Annotated in this window: 17 protein-coding genes; 7 read left to right on the forward strand and 10 right to left on the reverse strand. The window is 72.3% G+C overall.

Annotated elements, in window-relative coordinates; translation table 11 throughout:
- The first annotated feature begins 6 nt into the window (after window positions 1-6).
- The 4 genes from ABH925_RS33910 to ABH925_RS33925 are packed head-to-tail and all read left to right on the forward strand — an operon-like array spanning window position 7 to window position 4,455.
- The gene (locus tag ABH925_RS33910; protein WP_370154533.1) at window positions 7-1,284 is read left to right on the forward strand and encodes an activator-dependent family glycosyltransferase; all 1,278 of its coding nucleotides are present in this window, start codon (window positions 7-9) and stop codon (window positions 1,282-1,284) included.
- Window positions 1,281-2,285, forward strand: coding sequence for an acyltransferase domain-containing protein (locus ABH925_RS33915; protein WP_370154536.1), 1,005 nt, complete (start codon window positions 1,281-1,283; stop codon window positions 2,283-2,285). Before ABH925_RS33910 ends, ABH925_RS33915 begins: the two co-directional genes overlap by 4 nt.
- Window positions 2,282-3,268, forward strand: coding sequence for an acyltransferase domain-containing protein (locus ABH925_RS33920; protein ID WP_370154539.1), 987 nt, complete (start codon window positions 2,282-2,284; stop codon window positions 3,266-3,268). The genes ABH925_RS33915 and ABH925_RS33920 overlap by 4 nt, the downstream gene beginning before the upstream one ends.
- Window positions 3,269-3,279: 11 nt before the next feature.
- Window positions 3,280-4,455, forward strand: a complete 1,176-nt coding sequence (locus ABH925_RS33925) for a macrolide family glycosyltransferase (protein ID WP_370154542.1) — start codon at window positions 3,280-3,282, stop codon at window positions 4,453-4,455.
- Window positions 4,456-4,585: 130 nt separating this feature from the next.
- Here ABH925_RS33925 and ABH925_RS33930 read toward each other — a convergent pair whose 3' ends face one another.
- The 10 genes from ABH925_RS33930 to ABH925_RS33975 form a co-directional block, all read right to left on the reverse strand.
- Window positions 4,586-5,344: an NAD-dependent epimerase/dehydratase family protein gene (locus tag ABH925_RS33930; protein ID WP_370154545.1), complete on the reverse strand. Its 759-nt coding sequence runs from the start codon at window positions 5,342-5,344 to the stop codon at window positions 4,586-4,588.
- 31 nt (window positions 5,345-5,375) lie between these two features.
- Window positions 5,376-6,614, reverse strand: coding sequence for a cyclic dehypoxanthinyl futalosine synthase (mqnC, locus tag ABH925_RS33935; protein WP_370154549.1), 1,239 nt, complete (start codon window positions 6,612-6,614; stop codon window positions 5,376-5,378).
- Between the two features lies 1 nt (window position 6,615).
- Window positions 6,616-7,620, reverse strand: a complete 1,005-nt coding sequence (locus ABH925_RS33940; RefSeq protein WP_370154552.1) for a menaquinone biosynthetic enzyme MqnA/MqnD family protein — start codon at window positions 7,618-7,620, stop codon at window positions 6,616-6,618.
- A gap of 18 nt (window positions 7,621-7,638) precedes the next feature.
- Window positions 7,639-8,949, reverse strand: coding sequence for a lipopolysaccharide biosynthesis protein RfbH (rfbH, locus tag ABH925_RS33945; RefSeq protein WP_370154555.1), 1,311 nt, complete (start codon window positions 8,947-8,949; stop codon window positions 7,639-7,641).
- Window positions 8,942-9,973, reverse strand: coding sequence for an NAD-dependent epimerase/dehydratase family protein (locus tag ABH925_RS33950; protein ID WP_370154558.1), 1,032 nt, complete (start codon window positions 9,971-9,973; stop codon window positions 8,942-8,944). The genes rfbH and ABH925_RS33950 overlap by 8 nt, the downstream gene beginning before the upstream one ends.
- 64 nt (window positions 9,974-10,037) lie before the next feature.
- A complete protein-coding gene (locus tag ABH925_RS33955) occupies window positions 10,038-10,745 on the reverse strand; it encodes a 4'-phosphopantetheinyl transferase (protein ID WP_370154561.1) in 708 nt (235 codons plus the stop codon).
- Window positions 10,742-11,611, reverse strand: a complete 870-nt coding sequence (locus ABH925_RS33960; protein WP_370154564.1) for a metallophosphoesterase — start codon at window positions 11,609-11,611, stop codon at window positions 10,742-10,744. Before ABH925_RS33960 ends, ABH925_RS33955 begins: the two co-directional genes overlap by 4 nt.
- Window positions 11,595-11,891, reverse strand: a complete 297-nt coding sequence (locus ABH925_RS33965; protein ID WP_370154567.1) for a ferredoxin — start codon at window positions 11,889-11,891, stop codon at window positions 11,595-11,597. Before ABH925_RS33965 ends, ABH925_RS33960 begins: the two co-directional genes overlap by 17 nt.
- Before the next feature lie 61 nt (window positions 11,892-11,952).
- Window positions 11,953-13,119 (reverse strand): aminofutalosine synthase MqnE, encoded by a 1,167-nt coding sequence (gene mqnE / locus ABH925_RS33970; RefSeq protein WP_370154570.1) that lies wholly within the window; start codon window positions 13,117-13,119, stop codon window positions 11,953-11,955.
- Between the two features lie 39 nt (window positions 13,120-13,158).
- Window positions 13,159-14,235 (reverse strand): arylcarboxylate reductase, encoded by a 1,077-nt coding sequence (locus ABH925_RS33975; RefSeq protein ID WP_370154573.1) that lies wholly within the window; start codon window positions 14,233-14,235, stop codon window positions 13,159-13,161.
- A 186-nt stretch (window positions 14,236-14,421) separates the two neighbouring features.
- On the opposite strand from ABH925_RS33975, the gene ABH925_RS33980 reads away from it, so the two are divergent.
- The 3 genes from ABH925_RS33980 to ABH925_RS33990 form a co-directional block, all read left to right on the forward strand.
- Window positions 14,422-15,396 carry a 1,4-dihydroxy-6-naphthoate synthase gene (locus ABH925_RS33980; protein ID WP_370154575.1) on the forward strand — a complete coding sequence of 325 codons (975 nt, stop codon included), beginning with the start codon at window positions 14,422-14,424 and terminating at the stop codon, window positions 15,394-15,396.
- Window positions 15,393-15,788, forward strand: coding sequence for a DUF6069 family protein (locus tag ABH925_RS33985; RefSeq protein ID WP_370154578.1), 396 nt, complete (start codon window positions 15,393-15,395; stop codon window positions 15,786-15,788). Before ABH925_RS33980 ends, ABH925_RS33985 begins: the two co-directional genes overlap by 4 nt.
- Before the next feature lie 229 nt (window positions 15,789-16,017).
- The coding region (locus tag ABH925_RS33990) for a beta-ketoacyl synthase N-terminal-like domain-containing protein (protein WP_370154581.1) at window positions 16,018-18,038 on the forward strand (2,021 nt) is incomplete at its 3' end.

An 18,038-nucleotide genomic window follows, 5' to 3' on the forward strand; every position in this document is an offset into this window, starting at 1 on the left:
GCCAGCATGCGCGTGCTCTTCGCGACCATCCCCGAGAAGTCCCATCTGTACTGCCTGACCCCGCTCGCCTGGGCGCTGCGGGCGGCCGGCCACGAGGTGCGGGTGGCCTCCGCGCCCGGCTTCAGCGCCACCGTCGCCGCCACCGGGATGACCGCCGTGGAGGTCGGCACCGACGACAACATCAGCTCCGCGATGGCCGACCACCGCGAGTCCCAGGAGATCGACGAGGCCGACTGGAGCGAACTCGACCCGGCCAGGGTCACCTGGGCCGGCGAACTGTCCCGGATGCAGATGGGCCGCTGGGGCTTCGCCTACTACAACGAGCCGATGATCGACGACCTGGTCGCCTTCGCGCGCTTCTGGCGGCCCGACCTGGTGGTCTGGGACCCGCTGACCTACGCCGGCCCGCTGGCCGCCGGTGCGGTCGGCGCCGCGCAGGTCCGCTCGATGTGCTTCGCCGACGTCTGGGTGGCCAAGCGGCGGCTGTTCGGCAAACTCCTCGCCGAGGCCCCCGAGGACCAGCGCGAGGACCCGATGGCGGACTGGCTCGGCGAGCGCGCCGAGGGCTTCGGCGGGAGCTTCTCCGAGGAGCTGATCACCGGTCAGGCCACCCTGGACCCGCTGCCCGAGCGGATCTCCGCCCCCGCCGACACCCGCCGGATCCCGGTGCGCTTCGTCCCGTACAACGGGCCCGCGGTGCTGCCGGACTGGCTGCGGCGGCCGCAGGCACGGCCCCGGGTCTGCCTCAGCCTGGGCGCCGCCAACACCGAGCGCTACGGCGGCGACTACGTCTCCAAGGCGTCGCTGCTCGCCGCGCTGGCCGACCTGGACGTCGAGGTGGTCGCCGCGCTGCTGCCCAGCCAGGTCGCCGAGCTGGACGGCGCGCTGCCGGACAACGCCCGGGTGGTGGCCCAGGTGCCGCTGCACGCGCTGCTCCCCGGCTGCTCCGCGCTGATCCACCACGGCGGCTTCGGCAGCTTCTCCGGTGCCATGGTCGAGGGCGTGCCGCAGCTGGTGGTCTCCACCCCGGTCTCCGACCAGCTCTACCGCGCCGGCGCACTGGAGCGGGCCGGCGCCGGACTGCTGCTCGGCCACCACCGGGCCACCCCGGAGACCGTCCGCGCCGCCGTGGTGCGGCTGCTGGACGACCCCGCCTTCCGGCAGGGCGCGGCCTGGCTGCGCGACGAGGCGCTGGCCCACCCCACCCCGCACGACCTGGTACCCCAACTGGAGCGCCTGGCCGTCGAGGGCGGCTCGGCTCCCTGGACCGGAGGAGCGGTATGAGCACGGCGTTCGTCCTCGGCCAGAAGAACCTCACCTACGACCCGGCCGGCCTGGTCGCGCTCTACGAGAGCTACCCGGCCGTCCGCGACAGCTACGCCCAGGCGGCCGACTGGTCCGGCCACCAGGTCCAGGACCTGCTGCACAAGCGCGCCGACGACAAGGGCCTGTCCCTGGTCACCTCGGTCGGCCTGACCGCGGCCATGCTCGGCATCGCCGACGTCCTGGCCGAGCAGGGCGTGCTCCCCGGCACCGTCGGCGGGCTCAGCCTCGGCGCGCTCACCGCCGCCGCGGTCGCCGGCGCACTGCCCCGGCGCGAGGTGGTCCGGCTGCTCTGCGACACCGACGCCTCCGACGTCCCCGAGTCGCCGGAGCACCCGGAGGGCTGCGTCGCCGCCGTGCTCCCGCTCGGCCAGTCCGTGGAGGGCTTCTACGGGACCCGGCCCGGGGTGTGGTTCAGCGGCGACTTCGGCATGCACGTCAGCGGGGCGTTCCGGATGGTGCTGCTCAGCGGCCACCGCGAGGCCCTGGACCGGCTGGCCGCCGAGCACCCGCCGGAGTACTTCGTGTTCAGCGAGGAGCCGATCGCGGTGCACAGCCCGCTGCGGCACCGCGCCCGCGACATCACCGCCCGGCTGACCGCCGGCATCGAGTTCGGCGACCCGGCCGTGCCGCTGTGCTCCTCGCTGGAGGAGCGCACCCTGTTCACCGGGGCGGAGGTGCGCAGCATGGTCGCCCGCAACGTCGTCGAGCCGGTCCACACCGACCGGCTGGCCCGGGAGATGCGCCGACAGGGGGCCAGGCTCGGCCTGGTGCTCGGACCGACCCTGCCCCGGGACGCCTTCGAGTTCCCGTTCCCGGTCGTCCACATCGAGGCCCCCGAGGACGTCGCCGCCGCCGTCGCCGCCGTCACCGAACACGGCGGCGGCACGGTCACCGGACAGACCGCCACCACCGCACAGTCCGCCGACTCACCACAGACAGAGGGGAGAACGCGAGCATGAGCCTCGCCTTCATCTTCGGCACCAACCTGCTGAACTACGACCCCAGCGGGATCGCCGCGTTCCACGCCACCCAGCCGGCCGTGCAGCGCCTGTACGAGCAGGTCTCCGGCTGGACCGGCCTGGACCTGGACACCTTGCTGAGAAGAGGCCCACAGCCCGACCTCGACCAGGTGGACATCGAGACGGTCTCCCGGCAGGGCTCCATCGCGCTGGCCGCCGCGATGGTCGGCATCCACGACGTGCTGGCCCGCGAGGGGGTGCATCCGGCGTCCGTCGGCGGGCTCAGCCTGGGCGCGATGGTCAGCAGCTGCCTGGCCGGGGCGCTGCCCCGGCGCGAACTGTTCGAGCTGCTGCTGCGGATGGACCACGTCGGCCCGCGGCAGCCGGACGCCCGCCCGGAGGGGGTCGCCGTCGGCTTCATCGGCACCGAGGACGATCCGATGCTCTACTGCGAGCCCAAGCGCGAGGGCGTCTACCTGGCGGGCGAGTTCGGCACCCACCCCAGCGGCGCCTTCCGGACCATGCTGCTCAGCGGCTACCGGGACGCCCTGGAGCAGCTGTCCGCCGAGATCGAGGTCGGCTCGGTGCAGCTCCAGGAGGCCAACACGGTCGCCGTGCACTCCCCGTTGCGGCAGCCGGTCGCGGACTCGGTGGCCCGGCTGGTGGCCGGCGCCGCCGTCGGCGAGCCGGTGCTGCCGATGTGCTCCTCGCTGGAGCGGCGCACGCTGACCACGGCCGCCGAGATCCGGGACATGTTCGGCCGCAACGCGGTGGAGACCATCCGGATCGACGACATGAGCGCCGAGATGGCCCGGCACGGCGCCCGGCTGGGCCTGGTGCTCGGCCCCTCGCTGCCCAAGGGCTGGATCGCGTTCCCGTTCCCGGTGGTGCATGTGGAGTCCCCTGCCGACCTGTCGGAGGTGACGGCGGCGATCTTCGAGTTCGGCGTCGTGCTGCCGCCGCGCAAGGTCCTGACGCCCTGAAAGGTGCCACCGTGTCCCATGTCCTGATCTTCGCCTTCTCTGACTTCGGTCACTTCGCCCCGACCCTGGCGGTGTCCCGGCTGCTGGTCGAGCGCGGCCACCGGGTCAGCTACGTCCTGGACGAGGCCACCCGCCCGGTGGTCGAGGCGGTCGGCGCGCGCCTGGTCGGCTACCCGGCCGCCCGCAGCCGGCTCAGCGGCGGCGCCTCCGTGGACTCCAACGAGCTGCACGAGGTGGGCCTGTCCTTCCTGGCGGACAGCACCCGGATGGTCCTGCCCGCCGCCCGCGAGGCCTTCGCCGACGACCTGCCCGACCTGATCCTGTACGACTACGAGAGCTTCGTCGCGGCCCGCACCCTGGCCCGCGACTGGGACCGGCCGACGCTGCAGTACTTCCCCTACGTCGCCTCCAACGAGAAGTACTCGCTGCACGCCGAGGTGTTCGACGCCGACTCGCCCGAGGTCGACCGGGCGGTGGAGGCGGTGTTCGAGGCGCTGTCCGGGATCGAGCCGGACGAGGAGCGGGTGTGGGCCATGATGGCCGCGCACGACGAGCACAACCTGGTGTTCCTGCCCCGGGAGTTCCAGCCGGCCGGGGACACCTTCGACGAGCGCTACACCTTCGTCGGCCACTGCGTCCCGGACACCCCGCCGGGCGTGGAGTGGGCGCCGCCGGCCGGGGCCGACCGGGTGGTGCTGATCTCGCTGGGCACCGAGTCCAACGAGCGGGCCGGCTTCTTCCGTACCTGCGCCGAGGCCTTCGCCGACGGCGGCTGGCACGCGGTGATGACGCTGGGCCGCGGCAACACCGCGCACGACATCCCGGCGGCGGCCAACCTGGAGGCGCACGAGTGGCTGCCGCACACCGCGGTGCTGCCGTCCGCCGACGTCCTGGTCTGCCACGGGGGGATGGGGAGCATCATCGAGGCGCTGTACTTCCGGCGCCCGGTGGTCGTCGTCCCGCACACCCCGGAGCACACCGTCAACGGCCGCAGGATCGCCGAACTCGGCCTGGGCGCACTGCTGGAGGGCGAGCTGAACGCCGAGTCGCTGCGCTCCGTGGTGGAGCGGGTCACCGGGGACGAGGGGATCCGTGAGCGGGTCGCCCGGATGAGCGAGGCGATCCGGGCCGGCGGCGGAGCCCCGCGCGCCGCCGACGAGGTCGAACACTTCTTGTCGAAGAACTGAGCCTGCCGGACAACTGGGCCTGCCGGCCCGGCCGAATCCCTGCAGCAGGGCCCGCGAGGCCCCGCCTTCCGGAACCGCGTCCCCGCGGTCCGGCGGGCGGGGCCTCACGGGCCCTGCTGTGGTGGACGGTTCAGTCCAGCGACGGCGCCGGGGCCAGGTAGCGGTCCAGCAGCCGGTTCAGGTAACACGGTCCGTCGACCGAGGCAGCCGTGAAGTCCGGTACCAGCTCCACCAGCTGACGCAGCGACACCTCGGTACGGGACGGCCGTCCGGGCAGCTCCAGCCGCTCCGGATCGGCACCCAGCCGGCGGGCCACCCCGTCCACGATCAGCTCGACCGGTTGCGGCATCCCCGAGGCCACGTTCACCACGGCGTTGCGGACGCCCTCGCGCAGCAGCCGGTCGATGACCGCCACCAGGTCGGTGACGTCCAGCAGGTCCCGGTGCGCGCCGCGGAACACGGTCACCGACCCGTCCTTGACCTGCTGCACGAGCGAGGGCAGCAACTGGTGCTCCCGCTGGTAGGGCCCGACCACGTGGCTCAGCCGCAGGATCAGGTGGTCCACCCCGCCGGAGCGGACGCAGGACTCCAGGGCCAGCTTGTGCCGGCCGTAGACGGAGGGCGGGAACAGCGGCCCGGCCTCGTGCGCCGGGCCGCTGGTGGTCCCGTACATGGCGTACGAGGCGGTGGAGAAGAACAGCAGCGTGAGCTTCTCCGACCGGCACAGCCGGATCGCCTCGTAGACGGCCGCCGCCTCCCGGTCGAACTCCGCCGGGTCGGTGACCCAGGTGCTCGACACGCCGGCCGCCAGCCCGACCACCTCGGGGTGGGCGTCGGCGAACGCGTCGGCGAGATTCCTCGCCAGGAAGCCCCTGCCAATGATGTGCATGTCTGCCTCTCGACGGAACCGGCCGTGCCGGTCAGACCGGGGTGACCTTCAGCAGTCGGCGTGCGTCGGGCCGGACCCCGCCGCCGTCCACCGCGGTCGAGGCCAGGTGCGACACGACCCGCTCGTCGACCGGGTCGTCGGCCGGGTCGGTGTGCACCCGCAGGTGTTCGTACGTGGTGGAGCGCTGCGCGGGCACCCGGTCGGCGGCGCGGATCAGCTGGATCAGCTCCAGCAGGTTGGAACGGTGCCTGGCCCCGGCGGAGGACACGACGTTCTCCTCCAGCATGACCGAGCCCAGGTCGTCCGCGCCGTAGTGCAGGGTGAGCTGGCCGAGTTCCTTGCCGGTGGTGAGCCAGGAGCCCTGGATGTGCGCGACGTTGTCGAGGAACAGCCGGGCCACCGCGATCAGCCGCAGGTACTCCAGCGAGGTGGCCTGGGTGCGGCCCTTGAGGTGGTTGTTCTCCGGCTGGTAGGTGTACGGGATGAAGGCGCGGAAGCCGCCGGTGCGGTCCTGCACGTCGCGCACCATGCGCAGGTGCTCGATCCGCTCCTCGTTGGTCTCGCCGGTGCCCATCAGCATGGTGCAGGTCGACTCCACACCGAGGGTGTGGGCGATCTCCATGATCTCCAGCCAGCGCTCGCCCGACTCCTTGAGCGGCGCGATCGCGGTACGCGGCCGCGCGGGCAGCAGTTCGGCGCCGGCGCCGGCGAAGGAGTCCAGGCCCGCCGTGTGGATCCGCTCGATGGCCTCGCGCGCGGAGACCCCGGAGATCTTCGCCATGTGCTCGACCTCGGAGGCCCCCAGCGAGTGGATCACCAGCTGCGGGAAGTCCTGCTTGATGGCCGCGAACATCGACTCGTAGTACTCGACGCCGTAGTCCGGGTGGTGGCCGCCCTGGAACATGATCTGGGTGCCGCCCAGCTCGACCGTCTCCGCGCAGCGGCGCAGGACCTCGTCGAGGTCGCGGGACCAGCCCTTCTCCACATCCTTGGGGGCGGCGTAGAAGGCACAGAACTTGCAGGCCGTCACACAGACGTTGGTGTAGTTGATATTGCGTTCGATGATGTACGTGGCGATGTGCTCGGTGCCGGCGTAGCGGCGCCGACGCACGGTGTCGGCGGCGCGGCCGAGGGCCTGCAGCGGCGCGTGCCGGTAGAGGTCGAGCGCCTCCTCGGGAGTGATCCGGCCGCCGGCGGCGGCGCGGGCCAGCACCTCGGTCGTATCGCCGGTGGCGGCGGTGGTGCTGTCGCCGTTGGTCAGTTCGGGCATGTCACGGCCTTTCTGCGGAAGAGGCGGAAGCGGGGGACGGTTCCAGCAGCCGCACGCGCACGTCCGGCGGGAAACCGAGTTCGGCGCCGCCGACCCGGCGGGCGAACTCGGCGATCCCGGCGAGCTGCCGCTCGCCGAGGCTGAAGTCGAGCGCGGTGGTGTAGTAGCGGCGCAGCGTGTCCGCGTCGAACGGCTCCCAGCGGGCGGCGCGTTCGCACACCGTGTCGACCTCGGTGAGGGAGAGGTCGCGGGAGCGCAGGAAGGCCCGGTGCACCTCGCGCACCGTCTCCGGCTCGCGTTCGGCGAACTCGCGCCGCGCGGCGAACAGCGCGAACACAAACGGCAGTCCGGTCCACTCCCGCCACATCTGGCCGAGGTCGTGCACCTGGAGGTTCAGCTCCTCGGCCTGGGTGAGCGCGGCACGCAGTGCCGGGTCCCCGATGACCACGGCGGCCGGGGCCTGCGCCATCATCGCGGGCAGGTCCGGCGGGCTGGGGAAGTACTCCGGGCGCACCCCGTACACCTGGGTCAGCAGCAGGTCGGCCAGCCGCACCGAGGTCCTGCTGGTCGAACCCAGCGCCACCGGCACGCCGTCCAGCTCGTCCAGCGGGACCCTGCTGACGATCAGGCAGGACATCACCGGACCGTCGCTGCCGACCGCGATGTCCGGCAGCGCGACCAGGTCGTCGGAGTGGCGCAGGAACTCCACCAGGCTGATCGGGGCGATGTCCAGCCGGCCCGCGGCGAGCGCGTCGCTCAGGCCGTCCGGGGTGTCCCGGTGCAGGTCCAGGTCGAGCAGGCTGCCGGTGCGGGCCAGGCCCCAGAACAGCGGCAGGCAGTTGAGGAACTCGATGTGGCCGACCCGGGGCCGCGCCGCCTTCGCGGTGGCGAGGGACGCGCGGGTGGTCAGCGGGCCGGGGGTCGTGGACCCGCGCGGGACGGTGGTCGCGGCCGGGAGGGGCAGGGGCGGGGGCGGCACCACACGGGTGCCGAGTCGCTCGGGCATGGCAGCACTCCGGTGGGGTCAGCGGTGGGATTCGGTGAACTCGCGGATGGAGGAGATGATGTAGTCGATCATCTCGGTGGTCAGACCGGGGAAGACGCCGACCCAGAAGGTGCGTTCGGCGATGATGTCGCTGTTGGTCAGCTCACCGCTGACCCGGTACGCCTCGTCCCGGTAGGCGGGCTGGCGGGTCAGGTTGCCGGCGAACAGCAGCCGGGTGCCGATGGCCCGGGACTGCAGGAAGTCCACCAGCTCGCGCCGGCCGAACCCGGCCTGCTCGGTGAGCGTGATCACGAAGCCGAACCAGCTGGGGTTGCTGTCCGGGGTGGCCTCCGGCAGCAGCAGGGCCGGGATGCCGTCCAGACCCTCGCGCAGCCGCTGCCAGTTGCGCCGCCGCGCGGCCACGAAGTCGCCCAGCTTGGTGAGTTGGCTCAGCCCGAGCGCGGCCTGCAGATCGGTCGTCTTCAGGTTGTAACCCACGTGCGAGAAGATGTACTTGTGGTCGTAGCCGTACGGCAGGTCGCCCAGCTCGTACTCGAAGCGCTTGAGGCAGCGGTTGTCCTCGCCCGGCTCGCACCAGCAGTCCCGGCCCCAGTCGCGCATCGACTCGGTGATCCGGGCCAGTTCCAGGCTGTTGGTCAGCACGCAGCCGCCCTCGCCCATGGTGAGGTGATGGGCCGGGTAGAAGCTGACGGTGGAGAAGTCGCCGAAGGTGCCGGTGAACTTGCCCCGGTACTCCGACCAGACCGCGTCGCAGTTATCCTCGATCAGGAACAGCCCGTGCTCCTGGGCGAGTTCGGCGATCTCGGCGACCGGGAACGGGTTGCCCATGGTGTGCGCCATCATGATGGCCCGGGTCTTCGGGGTCAGCGCCTTCTCGATCCGCTCGACCGTGGTGTTGTAGGTCCCCAGGTCGACGTCGACGAACACCGGTACCAGACCGTGCTGCAGGATCGGGTTGACGGTGGTGGGGAAGCTGGTGGCGACCGTGATCACCTCGTCGCCGCGGCGCAGCCGGCGGTCGCCGAGTTCGGGCACCGTCAGCGAGGCCAGCGCCAGCAGGTTCGCCGAGGAGCCCGAGTTGGTCAGGTGCGCCTTGCGCACCTTCAGGGCCTTGGCGAACAGCCGCTCGAACCGCAGCGCGGCCGCGCCGGACGCGATCCGCAGGTCCAGGGCCTGCTCCACCAGCGCTGCGCGGTCCTCCTCGTCCAGGACCGCGCCGGACGGCAGGATCGGGGTCGTGCCGGGGATGAACTCCCCGATGGCGTCGGACCGTTCGCGGTGCAGTTTGCGGGTCTGCTCCAGGATGTGGCTCTTCACCGGGTCAGGCATGAGAGGTGTCTCCGTTCGCTGTGATGCTCCGTTGGGACGCGATCGGGTCGGAACCGTCCGCGCAGTGCCGAATGCCGTTCCACAGCGCCCCCAGCGCCTCCGGCAGATCCCGCACCGGAGACCAGCCGAGGACGGTACGCGCCAGGGTGATGTCCAGGGGCTGACCGCCGACCCCGCCGTCCCGGCGCTCGCGCGCCCCGCCCGTCCGGACGACCGGTGCGGCCGTCCCCCGCGACTCCGCACCGGAGATCCGCAGCAGCGCGTCGACCGCGTCGGCGACCGGGACGCTGACGCCCCGTCCGACGTTGACGACCGGCGGGACCGCGGCCGCGACGGCGGCGGCCAGCACCGCGTCGGCCACGTCACGGGAGTCGACGATGTCCCGCTCGCCGCTGAGCGGGGGCAGTTCGACGCGGTCCGGGGCGGCCGCCAGCTGCCGGGCCAGCCCGCCGAACAGGCTCTGGCGCGGGGTCCAGGGGCCGATCGCGGTGGCGATCCGCAGCACCACCGCGTCGACCCGCCCGCTCGCGGCGGCCGAGGTCACCAGCCGGGTGCCGGCCAGCTTGGACCGGGCATAGGGGCCGACCGGGTGCTCCGTCAGGTCCTCGCGCAGCGGCCGGTCCGCGGCCTGGGTGCCGTACTCGTACAGCGAGCCGAGGTGGACCAGCCGGACCGGGGCTGGCAGTCGTTCCACGGCCGCCAGCAGGGCGGCCACCAGGGCGGTGTTGCCCCGTTCGAAGTCCTCGCCGGCCGCGTCCCAGAGCGCCCCGGCGGTGTTGACCACCAGTGCCGGGGCGATCGCGGCGAGCGCCGCGACGATGGTCTCCGGGCCTTCGCGCAGCGGGTCGAGCCGCAGCGCCCGGCAGCCGGGCGGACCGGGCGCACCGGTGCGCCCGGCGGCGGTCACCTCCCAGCCGCCGGCCCGCAGCGCGGTGCAGACGTTCCGCCCCAGGAACCCCCGGCCGCCGAGCACGACGGCGGTCGGCGGCGCCGGCGCTCCGCCCCTCGGCCGAACAGCGTGCATCGGGTCCAGCCTCTCTGACGGTGCGGTGGTCCAGCGACGGGTCCTGGGACGGGTCCTGCGGCGGTCAGGCGGTGTGTGCGGCGGCGGGTCGCGGGACGGTGGGCAGGAGCCCGACCGGCCGCAGTTCGGCGATCGCGGTCAGCACCAGGCCCCGGCCGACCAGCCAGCGGCCGGTGAAGCCGGACACCGTCCGGCCCGCCGCGACCGGTCCCGGGACCAGCAGCCGGGCCCGGAACACCGCCCGCCGCGGGTCCACGGTGATCTCCGCCTCGTCGAAGCCCAGCGAGCGGCCGGTCAGCGGGTACCAGGCCTTGAAGACCGACTCCTTGGCGCTGAACAGCAGCCGGTCCCAGTGCACCAGCGGCAGCTCGCCGCCCAGCCGTTCCACCCAGCGCTGCTCGCCGGGCAGCGCGATGCTGTCCAGTACGCCGGCCGGCAGCCGGTCGTGCGGCTCGGCGTCCATGCCGAGCGTCAGCAGGTCGCCGCTGCGGGCCACCAGGGCGGCCCGGTAGCCCTCGCAGTGGGTGATCGTCCCGACCACACCGTGCGGCCAGCGCGGCTCGCCCCTCGGGCCGCTGGGCAGCGGCCCCGGCGGCAGGCCGAGGCCGGCCAGGGCCTGGCGGGCGCACCAGCGGCCGGTGCCGAACTCGGCGCGGCGCCTGGCCACCGAGTTCGCCACCTGGGCCGCCTCCTCCGGGTACAGCGGCACCGACCGGTGGTCGTCGAAGGCCTCGGCGTGCCGCACCCCGGGCGGCAGCAGTGGTTCGATCACGGCGGACTCCCGTTCTCGGGCAGGATGGCGCGCGGTCGCCCCGGGCCGGCGGCCCGGGGCCGCCACTCCCGGGGGTAGCCGACCGAGACCTCCTCGAACGGCACTCCGTCGTGGCGGGTGGAGCGCGGGATGTGCAGATGGCCGTAGACCACGACGGCGGCCCGGAACCGCAGGTGCCAGTCGGCGGTTCGCTCGGTGCCGCACCACTGGGCGAACTCCGGGTAGCGCAGCACGTCGGTGGGGGCGCGCAGCAGCGGGTAGTGGTTCACCAGCACCGTCGGCAGCGCCGGGTCGCAGGCCGCCAGACGCTCCTCGGTCAGCTCGACCCGCGCCGCGCACCAGGCGTCGCGGCCCGGGTACGGGGCGGGGTCGAGCAGCATCTCGTCGGTGCACACCACCCCGGTCTCGTAGGCCCGGGCCAGCGACGCCTCCTTGGTGTCCGCACCCGGCACCCGGAAGGTGTAGTCGTACAGCAGGAACAGCGGTGCGACGGTCACCGGACCGCCGCGCCCCTCCCACACCGGGTAGGGGTCCTCGGGGGTGAGCACGCCCAGCGACCGGCAGGCGGCCACCAGGGCGCGGTACCGGGCCTCGCCGCGCAACCGCACCGGGTCGCCGGGCGGGGTCCACAGCTCGTGGTTGCCCGGCGCCCACAGCACCCGCGCGAACCGCCGGCTGAGCAGCGACAGCGCCCACTCGACGTCCGCGAAGGTCTCGGCGACGTCGCCCGCGACGATCAGCCAGTCGTCGTCGTGCTCCGGGTGCAACCGCTCCACCAGGGCCCGGTTCTCCGAGTGGCCGACATGCAGGTCGCTGATCGCCAGCAGCGAGCCGGCCGGCCCGGAGCCGTCAGTCCGACTCGGCATCAGGCCCGTACACTTCCCTGCCGTCGTCGACGCGCCGGACGTGGATGCAGTCGCCCGGGCACTCCTGCGCCGAGTCGATCACGTCCAGCAGTGCCACGGCGGGCACCACCACGGTCGCGCCGTCGGCGTGGCACAGCGCGCCGTCCGCGTCCTTGACGTAGGCCAGGCCATCGACCTCCAGCTCGAACACGTCCGGTGCGTACTGCGCACAGATGCCGTCGCCCGTGCACAGTGTCTGGTCGATCCAGACTTCGAGCTGTTCGCCCTGCTTCGTGGTCACTGCAGTCACCTGCCCTCGTCGGTTTCCGGATGATGGAACGTCAGGTTGCTCGTCGGGTGGCTCAGACCCGCATCGGCTGCGGGGTCTCACGCAGGGTCAGGTCGGGACCCTCGAACTCGCGGATGACCTCGTAGCGCGTGTTGCGCTCCTTGGGCCGGAAGCCGGCGTCGCGGATCAGGTCGAGCAGGCTCTCGCGGGTCATCTTGTCGGGGGTGCCGTAGTTGTCGGCGTCGTGGGTGATCTTGTACTCGACCACCGAGCCGTCGATGTCGTCGGCGCCGTGGTTCAGCGCCAGGCCCGCGGTCTGCAGCCCGTGCATCACCCAGAACACCTTGACGTGCGGGACGTTGTCGAACAGCAGCCGGGAGACCGCGAAGGTCTTCAGCGCCTCGGCGCCGGTCGCCATGGTGGTGCGCGCCATCAGCTTGTTGCGCACGATCCCGTCCTGCGAGTCGTGGAAGTCGTGCTGGTAGCGCAGCGGGATGAAGACCTGGAAACCGCCGGTCTCGTCCTGCAGTTCGCGCAGCCGCAGCACGTGGTCGACCCGGTGCCGGGGCTCCTCGATGTGGCCGTAGAGCATGGTGCACGGCGTCTTCAGGCCCTTGCTGTGCGCCAGGCGGTGAATGCGCGACCAGTCCTCCCAGTGGGTGGCGTGGTCGACGATGTGCTGGCGCACCTCCCAGTCGAAGATCTCCGCGCCGCCGCCGGTCAGCGACTCCAGGCCGGCGTCGATCAGCTCGTCCAGGATCTCGTCGGCGGGCAGGCCGGAGATCTTCTCGAACCAGTGGATCTCGGTCGCGGTGAACGCCTTGATCGCCACCGTCGGCGGCAGCGCCTCCTTGAGGGCCCGGATCGAGCGAGGGTAGTAGCGCCACGGCAGGGTCGGGTGCAGGCCGTTGACGATGTGCAACTCGGTGAGCTGCTCGTTCTCCATCGTCTTGGCCAGGCGCACGGCCTCCTCGATGCGCATGGTGTACGCGTCCTTCTCGCCCGGCTTGCGCTGGAACGAGCAGTAGGCACACGAGGCGGTGCACACATTGGTCATGTTGAGGTGCCGGTTGACGTTGAAGAACACGGCGTCGCCGTTCTTCCGCGTCCGCACCTCGTGGGCCATGCCGCCCAGCCAGGCCAGGTCGTCGCTGCCGTAGAGCGCGACGCCGTCCTCGCGGGACAGCCGCTCGCCCGCGAGAACCTTCTGCTCCAGCTCGCGCTTGAGTCCGATATCCACCAACGACTCCTCATCGATCGGGTGTTGACGCCGCGCGGCTCAGTAGAGACCCTCGGGTGCGGCCTGGGTGATCTGCAGCGGCCGGACGTTGGCGACCCCGTCGCACGGCCACGCCGCACCGGTGTCGAAACGTTCCGCCTGGTCGCGCTCAAGGATGTTCGGCAGGAACAGGTCCTCGTGCAGCACGGTGAGCCGGACCTGCCCGGTCTCGCCGTACTCCACGATCCGCTCCGGGTCGTCGCGGTCCACGACGGCCATGGTGACCTGCGGGAAGTTCGGCAGGTAGGGGAGTACCGCGCCGCCCTGTCCGGCCGGCAGGCCGGTGGCGCAGCCGAAGGTGTTGCCGTAGGTGGCCCCGATCACCCCGCCGTGCAGCGCCGCCGCGATCTCCTTGTACATCACCGGGGAGAGCTGGGTGCCGCCCAGGCCCACCCCGGACAGTCCGGCGACCAGCTCCGGGCGGCGGTTGATCAGCGCCTGCATGATGGCCGGGGTGGTCTCCAGGTAGTTGATCCGCCCGGTTTCCAGGATGTCCGTCATCTGCTCGATGGTGTGCTCGACGTAGGTGTTCATGATGGCCAGGTGGTTGTTGCGGATCAACTGCTTGATCCAGCGCGGGTCCAGGTCCATCGTGTAGACGGTCGAGTCGTACATCTCGGCGATCTGGTTGGCGCCCCGGCCCACGATGTGCGGACCGCTCGGGCACGCGTACAGCCAGGTACGGCCGCGCTCGAAGCCGGTCAGCTCCAGGCCGAAGCGGCGCCACTGCGAGTGGTGGTCGGCCATCGCGGCGGTGTAGAAGACCCGGCAGGGCGCGCCGGTGGTGCCGCCGGACTCCCAGATCCGGCCCGCCAGCGGCCGCGGCACGTCCAGCGGCACCAGCGCGGCCGGGTCCAGCTCGCGCAGCCGGGCCAGCGAGAACGGGCCGAACGCGGACAGCTCTTCGTACCGGGTGATCTCCAGCGGATCGAAGTCCAGGTGCGGCCGCCGGGACAGCCAGTAGGGACTGCCGGCCACCGGGTCGAAGTGGCGCCGGACCACCTGCCGGGTCCAGTCGTCCAGGTCGGTGCCGAGCCAGCGCTTCGTGGGCGCCTCGTCGAAGTCAACGAGAGTCATCGTGTGGTCCCTCGGGTGCACGGGCGAACCCTGCGGCGGCCCCTCGTGGGGAGGTCTCGGGCGTCACCGGGTCATTCGGTCATGCGGACGACGCTTGATGACAGGTTCGCGGGGGTGTTCTGGGGAAAACACCACACCTCGCCGCAGCGGCCGGTCAGGGCCCCCGTACGGTCCCGGCCTCCCCCTATGCTCCACAGCGTCACCAGTCAGCCAACCGGATCGAGCGGCAACGAGGAGGCGGCCGTGTCCGACGCCCTGTCGATCGTCTACTCACCGTGCCCCAACGACACCTTCGTCTTCCACGCCTGGAGCCACGGGCTGGTGCCCGGTGCACCCCCGGTCGAGGTGACCCACGCCGACATCGACGTCACCAACGGCATGGTGGAGCGCGGCGAGGGCGACATCCTGAAGATCTCCTACGCGGCGCTGCCCGGCGTCCTGGACCGCTACGCGCTGCTGCCCTGCGGCGGCGCGCTCGGCCACGGCTGCGGCCCGCTGGTGGTCACCGCCGACCCCGCGGCGACCCCGGAGAAGCTGACCGGTGCGGTCGTCGCGGTGCCCAGCGAACGCTCCACCGCCTACCTGCTGTTCCGGCTCTGGGCCCGGCACGCGGTGCCCGGCGGCGTCGGCAGGATCGTGGTGCTGCCGTTCCACGAGATCATGTCGGCGGTCCGCGACGGCACCGTCGACGCCGGCCTGGTCATCCACGAAGCCCGGTTCACCTACCAGGAGTTCGGGCTGCACATGACCGCCGACCTGGGCGCCGCCTGGGAGTCCCGATCCGGCCTGCCGATCCCGCTCGGCGCCATCGTGGCCCGGCGCTCGCTCGGCGCACCCCGGCTGCTGGAGATCGCCACCGCGATCCGCGCCTCGGTGGCGCACGCCTGGGCCGCCCCCGACGACTCCCGGGCCTACGTCCGGGAGCACGCCCAGGAACTGGCCCCCGAGGTACAGCAGCAGCACATCGGCCTGTACGTCAACGAGTTCACCGCGGACCTCGGTCCGACCGGGTACGCGGCCGTCCGCGCCCTGCTCCGGGGAGCGGCCGAGGAGGGTCTGTGCGAACCCCCGTCCGCGCAGGCCCTCGCCTTCCCCGGCCCCGACGCCTTACCCGACCCTCTTCCGACCGCCAACCCCCGCCTGGAGGTACCCCGCCCATGAGCACGTCGCTGAGGCGCGTCCTGACCGTCGTCGCCGCCGCTGTCGCAACCACGGTGGTGTGGCTGATCGCCCACCAGGCGGTGTCGGGCGGCCTGATGGCCAAGATCAGCTCCGGGTCCGGCGCCAAGCCGACGGAGATCACGCTGGCCTACGTGCTCGTGACCACCGTCCTGTTCGGGCTGATCGGCTGGGGCCTGCTGAGCCTGCTGGAGCGCTCCGCGAAGGGACGCAGGAACTGGACCGTGATCGCCTCGGTCTTCCTGCTGATCTCGCTGGCCGGCCCGCTGGGCAGCGGCCAGGGCACCAGCACCAAGCTCTGGCTGGCGCTGATGCACGTCGTCGCCGCAGCCGTGCTCATCCCCGGCCTCACCCGCGCCCGGGCCGACCGCTGACCACCTGACCACCGCCGCACCACGCCCTCTGCCGAACTCCGTCGGCAGGGGGCGTGGTGCTTCCCGCCGGACGGTCCTAGAGGTTCTCCTAGAGAGCGGTTCCACAGCGCCCTGCTCCGTTTGCGCTGTGCCCATAATCGCCCCTGATGAACATGCCAGGCGTCCGCCACCGCATCGTCCCCGAGCACCGGGACGCGCACGGCGGCGCGGACGGTCTCTCACCAAGGCGGTGCCGCTCATGTCGCAGGATTCCCTCCCCACCAGCGCAGCAGGCACCGAGGACGCAGAGCGCCTGATCGGCCGGCTGCGGGGAGCGACCGCGCCCGAGCAGCACCGCCTGCTGCTGGACACCGTCCGCGCCCAGGTCGCCGCGGCGACCGGGAAGCCGGGGCCGTTCGCGGAGAACCTGGCGTTCCGTCAACTCGGGGTCTACCAGTCGGTGGGCACCCGGCTGCGTGAGCTGCTGACCGCCGCCACCGGGGTCCGGATTCCGGCGACCCTGCTCTTCGACTACCCGACCTGCGGCGCCGTCGCCCGGTTCCTGCGCGAGTCCCTGCTCGGCCCGGACACCGACGATGCCCGGACCGGGCCGCCGGACTCCGAGGCCGTGCTGCCGAAGGCTGTGCTGCCGAGAGACGTGCTGTCCGACCCGGCGCCGGCGGACGCCGACGATCCGATCGCCATCATCGGCATGGGCTGCCACTACGCGGGCGGCGTGCACTCGCCCGACGACCTGTGGCGTCTGGTCGCCAACGGCGAGGAGACCATCAGCGGCTACCCCACCGACCGCGGCTGGGACGTCGAGAACCTCTACGACCCGGACCCCGACAAGGTCGGCACCTGCTGCACCCGCTACGGCTCCTTCCTGCACGACGCGGCCGACTTCGACGCCACCCTCTTCGGCATCAGCCCGCGTGAGGCGCTGGGCATGGACCCGCAACAGCGGCTGCTGCTCGAAGTCGCCTGGGAGGCGCTGGAGTCCGCCCGGATCAACCCGCAGTCGGTGGCCGGACAGCCCGGCGGCGTCTTCGTCGGCGTCCCGTACACCCACTACGGCCCCGCCCTACACAAGCCGGCCCCGGACATGCACGGCTACCTGCTGACCGGCAGCCTCACCAGTGTGGCGTCGGGGCGGATCAGTTATGTGTTCGGCCTTGAGGGTCCGGCGGTGACGGTGGATACGGCGTGTTCGTCGTCGTTGGTGGCGTTGCACCTGGCGGTGCAGGCGCTGCGGCGCGGGGAGTGCACGCTGGCCCTGGCCGGTGGCGTGACGGTGATGTCCACGCCCGGTGTGCTCCAGGAGTTCAGCCGCAAGCGCGGCCTGTCGCCGGACGGGCGCTGCAAGGCGTTCTCCGACGACGCCGACGGCACCGGCTGGGGCGAGGGTGCCGGGATGCTGGTGCTGGAGCGGTTGTCCGAGGCGCGGCGGAACGGGCACCGGGTTCTGGCCCTGGTGCGTGGCACCGCCCTGAACCAGGACGGTGCGTCCAACGGTCTGACGGCGCCGAACGGCCCGTCGCAGCAGCGGGTGATCCGCGCGGCGCTGGCCGACGCCGGCCTGACCCCGCTGGACGTGGACGCGGTGGAGGCGCACGGCACCGGCACGCCCCTCGGCGACCCGATCGAGGCGCAGGCGCTGCTCGCGACGTACGGGCAGGGGCGGGACGCGGAGCGTCCGTTGTTCCTGGGCTCGCTGAAGTCCAACATCGGCCACACCCAGGCGGCGTCCGGGGTGGGCGGTGTGATCAAGATGGTGCAGGCGATGCGGCACGGCGTGCTGCCGAAGACGTTGCACGTCGGTCGGCCGTCGCGGCATGTGGACTGGTCGGCGGGTGCGGTGGAGCTGTTGACGCAGTCGCGGGAGTGGCCCGAGGTGGACCGGCCCCGCCGGGCGGGTGTGTCGTCGTTCGGTGTGTCGGGTACCAACGCGCACGTCGTGCTGGAGGCGGCGCCGGCGGAGATGCTGCCGGCGGCTGCCGAGTCGGCCGGGAGCGTGGAGACGGCCGGGGCGTTGGCCGTACAGGACGAGCCCTTGGTGGTGCCGTTGGTGGTGTCGGGGTGTGGTGGTGGGGGGTTGGCTGGTCAGGCGGGTCGGTTGGTGTCGGTGGTGGGGGGGTTGGGGTCGGGGGTTGACGCTGATTCGGCTTCGGTTGCTGGTGTGGGTGATGTGGCGTGGTCGTTGGTGGGGTCGCGGGCGTTGTTGGGTGAGCGTGCGGTGGTGGTGGGTTCGGGTGTGGGTGGGTTGGTGGG

Origin of the sequence: Streptacidiphilus sp. EB129, from assembly GCF_041262645.1 — a bacterium.
In the GTDB taxonomy this organism is placed as follows: domain Bacteria; phylum Actinomycetota; class Actinomycetes; order Streptomycetales; family Streptomycetaceae; genus Streptacidiphilus.

Coding starts and splice junctions, on each gene's coding strand:
- ABH925_RS33910 (WP_370154533.1), top strand. CDS start 7: ATGCGCGTGCTCTTCGCGACCATCCCCGAGAAGTCCCATCTGTACTGC.
- ABH925_RS33915 (WP_370154536.1), top strand. CDS start 1,281: ATGAGCACGGCGTTCGTCCTCGGCCAGAAGAACCTCACCTACGACCCG.
- ABH925_RS33920 (WP_370154539.1), top strand. CDS start 2,282: ATGAGCCTCGCCTTCATCTTCGGCACCAACCTGCTGAACTACGACCCC.
- ABH925_RS33930 (WP_370154545.1), bottom strand. CDS start 5,344: ATGCACATCATTGGCAGGGGCTTCCTGGCGAGGAATCTCGCCGACGCG.
- mqnC (WP_370154549.1), bottom strand. CDS start 6,614: ATGCCCGAACTGACCAACGGCGACAGCACCACCGCCGCCACCGGCGAT.
- ABH925_RS33940 (WP_370154552.1), bottom strand. CDS start 7,620: ATGCCCGAGCGACTCGGCACCCGTGTGGTGCCGCCCCCGCCCCTGCCC.
- rfbH (WP_370154555.1), bottom strand. CDS start 8,949: ATGCCTGACCCGGTGAAGAGCCACATCCTGGAGCAGACCCGCAAACTG.
- ABH925_RS33950 (WP_370154558.1), bottom strand. CDS start 9,973: ATGCACGCTGTTCGGCCGAGGGGCGGAGCGCCGGCGCCGCCGACCGCC.
- ABH925_RS33960 (WP_370154564.1), bottom strand. CDS start 11,611: ATGCCGAGTCGGACTGACGGCTCCGGGCCGGCCGGCTCGCTGCTGGCG.
- ABH925_RS33975 (WP_370154573.1), bottom strand. CDS start 14,235: ATGACTCTCGTTGACTTCGACGAGGCGCCCACGAAGCGCTGGCTCGGC.
- ABH925_RS33980 (WP_370154575.1), top strand. CDS start 14,422: ATGCTCCACAGCGTCACCAGTCAGCCAACCGGATCGAGCGGCAACGAG.
- ABH925_RS33985 (WP_370154578.1), top strand. CDS start 15,393: ATGAGCACGTCGCTGAGGCGCGTCCTGACCGTCGTCGCCGCCGCTGTC.